Genomic DNA, 10,444 nt, shown 5'->3' on the forward strand with positions numbered 1-10,444 from the left:
AAGGAAATTTTAAGCAGCCAATTCAATGCGGTGTCGGGTGGATGGCAGGATCGCGATGGGAGTGGAAAAAGATCGTCTGATAACGGAGAGGGGGTATATGATGAATAGATATATTTTTTTTATAAAGAGGGATGAATCAAAAGTGCTAAGAAAGGAAGTGGTTACACGAGAAATTATTAAGGATATGAAGCGGAAGGGATTCAGAAAGCATCATGTCGAAGTGGAGGCTGATAACGGAAGCGATGCCATTAAAAAATTAAATAAGAACAGCACTGATTATTTGGATTCATTGAAATATTTTTCCGGTGATTTATTGTTTTGTTCTATTTGTGTTATTGTTATGACGATAGTCTATTTCGCCACGATGGAAATGAGTTAGGGTCAGATACTGTTGGATTTGAAGAAATAAAAAGGCTTATCGAACTGGATTTCTCTGATTTTCCCTGGATATGACATTGCCATTGAGTGAAACATACGTTCATAAAAATCTATTGGCGCCAGGATCACTCAGAAGATTTAAAGGCGTTTACTTTAATAGTTTCATATCCTCTCGCCAAAATTAACTGACCTGCTGCTTGTCTTATTGTCAATACAATAGCCTGTGAATTTGAATGTTAGCTATCAATAAGGGATGCTGATCATGTTTCGCCAGGAAGCGATCGATAATCAGAGAATGAAATGGCGTGGCAGGGCGCTCCTGCTACCCGGTATTCCCGTTTGGGGCACGACAGGGCTCTGCCTGTTTTTCTTCATCGCCTTTCTCACCTTCGCGATCGCCGGTACCTATACCCGGCGGGTCAACGTGACCGGCGAGATCAGCACTTATCCGCGCGCCGCCAACGTCTATTCCGCCGTCCAAGGGATAGTGGTCAAACAATTCGTCACCGAAGGGCAGGTGATTGCCGTTGGTGCCCCCATTTACCAGATTGACGTCAGCAAGAGCACCCGTAGCGGTGTGATCAGCGACAACCAGCGCCGCGATATCGATGGCCAGCTGGCACGCATTGCGCAAATCATCAACCGACTGGAAAGCAGCAAGCAGGCCACGCTTATCATGCTGGAACAACAGAAGGCGCAATACACCGCTGCATTCACCCGCTCCACTGATATCCTCAAACGCGCCCAGGAAGGGATACGCATCATGAAGGAAAACATGGAGAACTACCGGCACTATCAGACCAAGGGGCTGATCAATAAGGATCAGCTTACCAACCAGGTGGCGCTGTATTACCAGCAGCAGAACAACCTGCTGGGCCTGTCCGGCCAGAACGAACAGAATGCGCTGCAGATCACCGCGCTGGAAAGCCAGATCCATATCCAGGGTGCCGAATTCGACAACCAGATTTACCAGATGGAGCTGCAGCGCTACGAGCTGCAAAAGGAGCGGCAAAACATAGATGCCACTGGCGATATTATCGTTCGCGCGCTGGCCGGAGGCCGTATCGATTCGCTGAGCGTCACGGTTGGCCAAATGGTCAACGTCGGCGACAGTCTGCTGCAGATTATCCCGCAAAACATCGATCGCTATGCCCTGGTACTGTGGGTGCCCAACGACGCCATCCCCTACATCGCCGCCGGCGATAAGGTCAATGTGCGCTATGACGCCTTTCCGGCGGAGAAATTTGGTCAGTTCGCCGGCACAGTGTCCGTCATCTCCAAAGCCCCGGCTTCGCCGCAGGAAATGCTGACCTACCAGGGAGCGCCCAAAACGGCGCTGACCGCCGCCGTGCCGTACTACAAGGTGATCGTCATGCCGGAGAAACAGGCCATTGCCTATGACGGTAAACGCCTGAGCCTGGAAAACGGCATGAAAGCGCAAAGCACTCTGTTTCTGGAAAAAAGGAAGATGTATCAATGGATGCTCTCGCCGTTCTACGACATGAAACACAGCGCGACGGGGCCAGTCAATGAGTAGGACCACATTCAAACAGCGGGTCAGCCAACTGGATCTGCGGCTGCGCCACCGGGTTCCGATGGTGCACCAGACCGAGTCGTCGGAATGCGGGCTGGCCTGTCTGGCGATGATCTGCGGTTATTACGGCAAAAACATCGACCTGATCGCGCTGCGCCGGCAGTTCAACCTGTCATCCCGCGGTGCAACGCTGGTTGGACTGACCGGTATCGCCGAGCAATTGGGGTTGAGCACCCGTCCTCTGTCTCTGGATCTGGACGAACTCGGTGCGCTAAAACTGCCCTGCATTCTGCACTGGGAATTCAACCATTTCGTGGTGCTGGTCAGCATCAAAGGCCACCGCGCGGTGCTGCATGATCCGGCGCGCGGGCGCCGGGCCGTCAGCCTGACGGAACTGTCGCACAGTTTCACCGGCATAGCGCTTGAGGCCTGGCCCGGCAGCGAATTCACCGCCGACAGCGTCCGTCATCGCATTCATCTTCGCACGCTGATCGGCAGCGTGCATGGCCTCAAGGGGGCGCTCGGCAAAATCTTTTGCCTGTCTCTGGTGTTCGAAACCATCAACTTGGTGATGCCCATCGGCACGCAGCTGGTGATGGATCACGCTATTCCTGCCGGAGATCGCGGGTTACTGTCGCTCATCTGCGCCGGATTGATGCTCTTTATCTTGTTGCGGGCTGCCATCGGCATGGTGCGGGCATGGTCAGGATTGGTCATGGCGACGCTTATCAACGTTCAGTGGCAGGCCGGGTTGTTCACCCATCTGTTGCGCCTGCCACTCGGTTACTTTGAACGTCGTAAACTGGGTGACATTCAGTCACGCTTCGGTTCACTGGATACGCTGCGCAGCACTTTCACCACCAGTATCGTCGGCGCCATCATGGACGGCATCATGGTGATCGGTGTGTTGGTGATGATGGTGCTGTATGGCGGCTGGCTGACCTGGGTAGTGCTCACTTTCACCGCGCTTTATGTGTTGATGCGGCTGCTTACCTATGGATATTACCGTCAGCTGTCCGAGGAGGCGCTGGTGAGAGAGGCTCGGGCCGGCTCGTATTTTATGGAAACGCTGTACGGTATCGCTACCGTCAAGATGCAGGGCATGGCAGAACGCCGCATCGCTCACTGGCTAAACCTTGAAATCGACACCATCAACACGGGTATCCGCGTCACCCGAATGGACATGCTGTTTGGCGGGATCAACACCTTTATAGCGGCGTGTGACCAGATCGTCATTCTGTGGTTAGGAACCAGCCTGGTGATCGATAACCAGATGACCCTCGGCATGTTCGTGGCGTTCGGCGCCTTTCGGGGGCAGTTCTCCGATCGCATCGGGTCGCTGACGGAATTTTTGCTGCAGCTGCGCATGATGAGCCTGCATAACGAGCGCATCGCTGATATCGCCCTGCATCCGCGGGAGGCGCGTAAGCCCGATCACCCTTACACGGCGGGCCTGCAACCTTTGGGATTGACGACCCATGCCCTGAGCTATCGTTACGACAGCCAGTCACCGGCTATTTTTGATGGCCTGGACATCAGCGTTGCGCCAGGCGAAAGCGTGGCCATCGTGGGCCCGTCCGGCGCCGGCAAAACCACGTTGATGAAGGTGCTGTGCGGACTGTTTACCCCGGATTCAGGGCGGGTTGAGGTGAACGGCGTCGATATCCGGCAGCTCGGCATCAACAACTACCACAAAATGATTGCCTGCGTGATGCAGGACGACAAACTGTTCTCCGGCTCGATCCGGGAAAATATCTGCGGGTTCGCGGACGAGATGGATGATGCCTGGATGGAAGCCTGTGCCCGTGCCAGCTATCTGCATGAGGTGATCATGCGCATGCCGATGGGGTATGAAACCCCGATCGGCGAGTTGGGGGAGGGATTGTCCGGCGGGCAAAAACAACGATTATTCATAGCCCGGGCAATCTACAAAAAACCGGCTATTTTGTTCCTGGACGAGGCCACCAGCGCGCTGGATAAGGAGAGCGAAGCTGCCGTGAATCAGGCAATTAAGAGACTCAACATCACTAAGCTGATCATTGCCCATCGTGAAACGACCATTGCGTCGGCAGATCGAGTTATACATTTTGGATAAGGGGGGATATCACCTGCGGCACCGGCCATTTACACTGTTTTTCCCCCTAAAAACCCAATAGGTTCAGGCCGCCAATGACGATTGCTTTCATCGGGCTGTTCTCCTCGCATGGCGATAACCGAAGCGGCGATTATCGTGCCCGCTAGCCGGGGCGGTGGCGCGCGGGCTGACGTAGAGGGGCGGCCGCAAACGCAAAGTGGTGCAGGCAATGAACGGCGACGGGGCAAGGCGATTTTTGCTGCCCGCTTCCGCTTTCAATTTACGGCGCGGCGCATTGCGCGATATTCTGGTTTTCTGATGGGCTGACGGCGGATGAGGGAACCATGACAGACAGCCAGGCGTTTGAACAACAAAGCCTCGACAATCTGCTGAGCTATTGGCGGCGCCATCGCCGCCTGCCGGGCGCGCGCTATCCGGCCGGCCCGACCGACACCCTGTGCGACGTGCCGGGCGTCAGCGTCGGGCATCACACGCTGGCCGACGGCGAATGCCAGACCGGCGTTACCGCTATCGTGCCGCCGGGCGATCTGTTTAACCAGCCGCTGCCGTGTGGCAGCGCGGTGCTCAACGGCTTCGCCAAGCCGCTGGGGCTGGTGCAGCTGAACGAGCTGGGGGTGCTGCAAACGCCTATTCTGCTGAGCAACACCTTCGCCGTCGGCACGCTGTTCAACGCCATGGTGCGGCGCAGCTGTCTGCGTTATCCGCAGATCGGCCGCGGCAGCGCCACCATTAACCCGCTGGTGCTGGAGTGTAACGACGGTTACCTCAACGATATTCAGGCGATGGCGGTGCGTGAGGAGCACGTCTTCAGCGCGCTGGATAACCATTCCACCCGCTTTGCGCGCGGCAGCGTCGGCGCCGGGCGCGGCATGAGCAGTTTCGGCTTGAAGGGCGGCATCGGCACCGCCTCACGCTATTGCCCTGGGCTTGGCACCACGCTCGGCGTGCTGGTGCTGGCCAATTTCGGCACCCTCGACTCGCTGACGCTGAGCGGCGTGCGCGTCGGCCAGGCGCTGGGCAAACTGTTGGCTGACCCGCCGCCGCAGGTGGACGCCGGTTCGGTCATCATCATCATCGCCTGCGATCGGGCGCTGGACAGCCGCCAACTGAACCGCATCGCCCGCCGTGCGGGCGCGGGTCTGGGGCGGGTAGGCAGCCATTGGGGGCACGGCTCCGGCGACATCGCGCTGGCGTTCTCCACCCGGTTGCTGGGGGCCACGCTGCCGGACGAACGGCTGGAGCCGCTGTTTGCGGCGGCCGCGGACGCCACCGAATACGCGGTGCTGGATGCGTTGCTGAGCGCCGAGGGCGTCAGCGGTTTCCAGCAGCATGCGCGCGTGGCGCTGGGCCCGCTGCTCGATCGGCTGGCGGCAAATTAAATAACGGGAGTGTGATGTGAAAGTCTTTATCTCTGCGGATATCGAGGGTATTGCCGGCGTGATGCGGCCGGAGCAGTGCAACCCGGGCCATGCCGACTATGCGGCGGCGCGCGAGCTGATGGAGCAGGAGGTCAACGCCGCCATCGACGGCGCTTTCGCCGGCGGCGCCACCGAGGTGACGGTGGCCGACAGCCACGCCATGATGCAGAACCTGCGCGCCGATCGCATCGATGCGCGGGCGCGCCTGGTGCAGGGCAAACCGCGCGGGTTGTCGATGGTGGAAGGGCTGCAGCATCAACGTTACGACGGCCTGATGTGCATCGGTTATCACAGCGCCGCCGGCGAACGCGGCGTGCTGGCGCATACCATCAACGGTCGGGCCTTTTATCGCGTCAGCCTGAACGGCGAGGTCGTAGGCGAAAGCGATCTGTATGCGGCGATGGCGGCGGAGTTGAACGTGCCGTTGTGGCTGGTGAGCGGTGACGACGAGCTGCAACGTTGGATCGCTGAACGTTATCCGCAATCCGGCTATGTTTGCGTAAAACGCGCCATCTCGCAAACCGCCGCCGAATCGCTCAGCCCACAGCGGGCGCGGGCGGAGATCCGCGAGCGGGCGATGCAACAGGTGCGCCAGGGCGCCAGACTGCCGGTGGAGCGCCGTTTTATGCCGCCTTACCGGCTGACGCTGATGGCGGCCAAACCGGTGCTGGCGGATCTGTTCAGCCTGGTGCCTGGCGTGGAGCGCCAGGACGCGCTGACCGTGGCCTTCGACAGCGACAACATGGCGGCGCAAATCAACCTGCTCAGCGTCTTCTCCTATCTGGCGACGACGCAGAGTTGACCCCGGTGCGGGTGCCTGCCCGCACCGCACGATTCTCCAATAGAAAAACCCTCTTCAACATTAAGTCTACTGGATAATAGGCTACGCTAATTATTGCTCTGTTGCGCTATATCACCTGACGGGCGCGACAAGCCATTCCCATAACAAGATTTGTTTCGCCGAAGGCAGTGACGCCTTCGGCTTTTTTGGAGTCATGAGCAATGAGCATATCCCAAGTTCCGCTTTCGCGGCGGCGGTTTATCGTCGGCGCTGGGGCGTTGGTGATCGGCGCCTATCTGCCGTCCACCGGCGCGCTGGCGCGTTCGGCTGCCCCGGCCGCCTCCGGCGCGGCGGCGTTAGACGCCAACGCCTTCGTTCAGATCGGCGCCGACGGCGTCGTCACCGTCATCAGTAAACACACCGAAGTGGGCCAGGGGGTCTATACCGGCATGGCGACGCTGGTCGCCGAAGAGCTCGATGCCGACTGGGCACAGGTGCGGGTCGTGGCCGCGCCGGTGGACACCAATGTCTACAAAAACCTGGCCTTCGGATTCCAGGGCACCGGCGGTTCCAGCTCGGTGGCCAATGCCTATGAGCAAATGCGGCGCATGGGCGCCATGGCGCGCGCGCTGTTGGTGCAGGCCGCCGCGCAGAGCTGGAAAACCTCGGCGCAGGAAATCACCGTGCAGGCGGGCAAGATCCGCCATGCCGCCAGCGGGCGCGAAGCGGGCTTCGGCGAATTCGCCGCGCTGGCCGCCACGCTGCCGCCGCCCGATCCCGCCAGCCTGACGCTGAAGGATCCGGCCAATTTCACCCTGATCGGCAAAACGCGCGGTTTGCACCGCGTCGATTCGCTGGCGAAAACCAACGGCAGCGCGCAGTTCTCGCAGGATATCCACGAGCCGGGCATGTTGACCGTCACCATCAAAAAACCGCCGCGTTTCGGCGGCAAAGTGGCGACCTTCGACGCCGAGCGGGCGCTGGCGGTGCCGGGCGTGGTGGCGGTGAAGCAGGTCGCCACCGGCGTGGCGGTTTACGCCAAAAACACCTGGGCGGCGATCCAGGGGCGGGAACGGCTGCGGGTCACCTGGGACGACGCGCAGGCCGAACGGCGCAACACCGAGGAGATCTACGCCGAATTCCGCCAGGTGGCGCAGAAAACCGGCGTGGTGGCGAAGAGCCACGGCAAGCCGGACGAGGTGTTCGATAAGGCCGACAAGGTGATCGAGGCCGAATACACCTTCCCGTACGTCGCGCACGCGCCGATGGAGCCGCTGGACGGCTATCTGTTCTGGGACGGCGAGAGCGTCAAGGCGCGCTACGGCTGCCAAATCCAGACGCTCGACCATAAGCAGCTGTGCGATCTGTTCGAGTTGCCGCCGGACAAGGTGCAGATTGAAACCATTCTGGCGGGCGGCAGCTTCGGCCGGCGCATCGATTTAGGCAACCCGACGCTGGGGCCGGATCTGGCGGCCGACATGGCGGCGGCGGCCAAGGGCATCGGCCCCGGCCACGGCGTGAAGGTGGTGTGGACGCGCGAGGACGACATCCGCAACGGCTGGTATCGCCCGATGATCCTGCACCGCCTGCGCGGCGCCATTCGGGGCGGCAAGGTGGTGGGCTGGACCGATACCGTGGTCGGCCACTCCTGGACGCGCCACAGCGCGATGGATGCGCTGGTGGTCAACGGCCTCGATCAGATGATGGTCGAGGGCGCCAGCGAGGTCTCATACACCTTCGAAGCCTTCCGCTGCGATGCGCATATCGTGCCCGGCAAGGTGCCGACCACCTCGCTGCGGTCGGTCGCCAGCACCCACACCGGCCACGCGGTGGAGAGCTTTATCGATCAGCTGTTGCAGGAAACCGGCCAGGATCCGGTCGAAGGGCGGCTGGCGCTGATGGGCGATGCGCCGCGCGCGGCGGGCGTGCTGCGGGCGGTAGCGAAAGCCGCCGGCTGGCAGGGCGCTAAAGTGGTAGACGGACGCGCGCGCGGCGTGGGCGTCGCCAAGGCGTTCGACACCTATGTGGCGCAGGTGGCCGAGGTGTCGATCGGCGAAGGCGGCATCCCCAAAGTGCATAAAGTGTGGTGCGCGGTGGACTGCGGCGTGGCGGTGAATCCCGACGTGATCCGGGCGCAGATCGAGGGCGGCATCGGCTACGGCCTGAGCCTGGCGCTGTACGGCAATATCACGCTGAAAGACGGCGTGGTCGAACAGTCCAATTTCAATAACTTCCGCCCGCTGCGCATCGATGAGATGCCGGAGATCGAGGTGATCATCGTGCCTTCGACCGAGAAACCGACCGGCGTGGGCGAGCTGGGGGTGCCGACCATCGCCCCGGCGGTCGGCAATGCGCTGGCGCTGCTTGGGCGGCCGCGCACCTCGCTGAGCCTGCCGCTGCATAATCCCACTGCGAATCCGGCGTCTGACAAGGAGAGAACCTGATGATTCATTTAACCGTAAACGATCAGCCGCTGACTTTCGAGGGCGATCCGCACATGCCGCTGCTGTGGTTTCTGCGTGACGAAGCCGGCTTGACCGGCACCAAATTCGGCTGCGGCATCGCCATGTGCGGCGCCTGTACCGTGCATCTGGACGGCGTGCCGGTGCGTTCGTGCATGACGCCGGTCTCCGCCGCCGTCGGCAAAAAAATCACCACCATCGAAGCCGTGGGCGCCACGCCGGAAGGCAAGGCGGTGCAGGAAGCCTGGCTTGATCTGGACGTGGTGCAGTGCGGTTACTGCCAGTCCGGCCAGATCATGAGCGCCAGCGCGCTGCTGGCGCAAAGCAAGAATCCGAGCGATGCGGACATCGACGCGGCGATGGGCGGCAACGTTTGCCGTTGCGCCACCTATGTGCGCATTCGCGCCGCCATCCACCAGGCCGCCAAGGCGTTGGGTTAGGGAGAGATGCGATGAGCAATGCCTTGAAAGGGCTGTTATGGCTGATTATCGCCGTGGTGGTGTTGGCGGGAGGATACGCGCTGTATACGCTGCTGCGGCCCACCGGCGCTGAGCCTGCGGCGCCGATCGCCGGGGCGCCGGCCGGCATGACCGACAAACTGGCGCGCGGCGAGTACCTGGCGCGCGCCGCCGACTGCGTGGCGTGCCACACCGCGCCGGGCGGCGCGCCTTATGCGGGCGGCTTCGCCTTCAAGCTGCCGTTCGGCACCATTTACGGCACCAACATCACCGCCGACAAGGAAACCGGCATCGGCAACTGGAGCGACGATCAGTTCGTGCGCGCGGTGCGTGAGGGCATCGGCCCACAGGGCAACCTGTATCCGGCGATGCCTTATACCTCCTACACCGGGCTGAGCCGCGATGACGTGCTGGCGATCAAGGATTATCTGTTCAGTCTGCCGCCGGTGAAACAGGCCAACCCGCAAAACGAGCTGTCGTTCCCGTTCAACCAGCGTTGGGGCATGAAATTCTGGAACCTGGCGTTCTTCCAGGAGCAGCGCTTTGCGCCGGATCTCAACAAGGATGAACAGTGGAATCGCGGCGCCTATCTGGCGACGGCGCTCGGCCACTGCGGCGAGTGCCATACGCCGCGCAATCTGGGGTTCGGTCTTAACCAGAGCAAGCACCTGAGCGGTGAAGTGGTGCAGGGCTGGTTCGCCGCCAACATCACGCCGGACAAACAGACCGGCATCGGCGGCTGGAGCGACCAGCAACTGTCGCAATATCTGGCCACCGGCCATGCGCCGGGGCGCAGCAGCGCCGCCGGTCCGATGGCGGAAGCGGTGGAAAACAGCCTGCAGTTCCTGACGCCGGAAGATAATCTGGCGCTGGTGAAATACCTGCGCGACATCGAACCCATCGCCGGCGACAGCGCGGCGGCGGTGAACTTGCAGCCGAAGGGCGCGGGGGCTTCCACCCCGATCCTGCCGGGCGGGCAAGACAGCTCGCTCGGGCGGCGGATGTTCGCCAACGACTGCAGCGGCTGCCACCAGTGGAACGGGCCGGGCCGCCAGAGCGAGTATGCTTCGCTGGTGGGCAGCACGGCGGTGAACGATCCGCAGGGGCGCAGCGTGGTGCAGGCTATCCTGAAGGGGACGAGCATTAGCGTTGGCGAGCGGCATGAGATGATGCCGTCGTTCGGCAGCGCGTATTCCGACGAGGAAGTGGCGGCGGTCGCCAACTTCGTGGTCGGCCACTTCGGCGATAAGCAGGGCAGCGTCACCGCCAAACAGGTGGCGGAGCAGCGCAAGCAGTAACGAAAAGCGGCGAGGGAGAT

General features: G+C 61.1%; 8 protein-coding genes. All 8 read left to right on the top strand.

Annotated elements, in window-relative coordinates; translation table 11 throughout:
• The first annotated feature begins 100 nt into the window (after positions 1-100).
• Complete coding sequence (locus tag ADK28_RS07460) at positions 101-379, top strand: hypothetical protein (protein WP_033641425.1); 279 nt, start codon at positions 101-103, stop codon at positions 377-379.
• 261 nt (positions 380-640) lie between these two features.
• Positions 641-1,915: an HlyD family secretion protein gene (locus ADK28_RS07465; RefSeq protein WP_048795310.1), complete on the top strand. Its 1,275-nt coding sequence runs from the start codon at positions 641-643 to the stop codon at positions 1,913-1,915.
• Positions 1,908-4,007 carry a peptidase domain-containing ABC transporter gene (locus ADK28_RS07470; RefSeq protein ID WP_048795306.1) on the top strand — a complete coding sequence of 700 codons (2,100 nt, stop codon included), beginning with the start codon at positions 1,908-1,910 and terminating at the stop codon, positions 4,005-4,007. Before ADK28_RS07465 ends, ADK28_RS07470 begins: the two co-directional genes overlap by 8 nt.
• Positions 4,008-4,330: 323 nt before the next feature.
• Entirely contained in the window at positions 4,331-5,386 is a 1,056-nt protein-coding gene (locus ADK28_RS07475; protein WP_033640413.1) for a P1 family peptidase, read from the top strand.
• Positions 5,387-5,402: 16 nt separating this feature from the next.
• Entirely contained in the window at positions 5,403-6,227 is an 825-nt protein-coding gene (locus tag ADK28_RS07480) for a M55 family metallopeptidase (RefSeq protein ID WP_048795307.1), read from the top strand.
• Between the two features lie 200 nt (positions 6,228-6,427).
• Positions 6,428-8,650 (top strand): xanthine dehydrogenase family protein molybdopterin-binding subunit, encoded by a 2,223-nt coding sequence (locus ADK28_RS07485; RefSeq protein ID WP_048795308.1) that lies wholly within the window; start codon positions 6,428-6,430, stop codon positions 8,648-8,650.
• The gene (locus ADK28_RS07490) at positions 8,650-9,108 is read left to right on the top strand and encodes a (2Fe-2S)-binding protein (RefSeq protein ID WP_016927823.1); all 459 of its coding nucleotides are present in this window, start codon (positions 8,650-8,652) and stop codon (positions 9,106-9,108) included. The genes ADK28_RS07485 and ADK28_RS07490 overlap by 1 nt, the downstream gene beginning before the upstream one ends.
• Before the next feature lie 11 nt (positions 9,109-9,119).
• Complete coding sequence (locus ADK28_RS07495; protein ID WP_048795309.1) at positions 9,120-10,424, top strand: c-type cytochrome; 1,305 nt, start codon at positions 9,120-9,122, stop codon at positions 10,422-10,424.
• Positions 10,425-10,444: the final 20 nt, after the last annotated feature.

Origin of the sequence: Serratia sp. 506_PEND (assembly GCF_001076875.1) — a bacterium.
GTDB classification, from domain to species: domain Bacteria; phylum Pseudomonadota; class Gammaproteobacteria; order Enterobacterales; family Enterobacteriaceae; genus Serratia; species Serratia marcescens.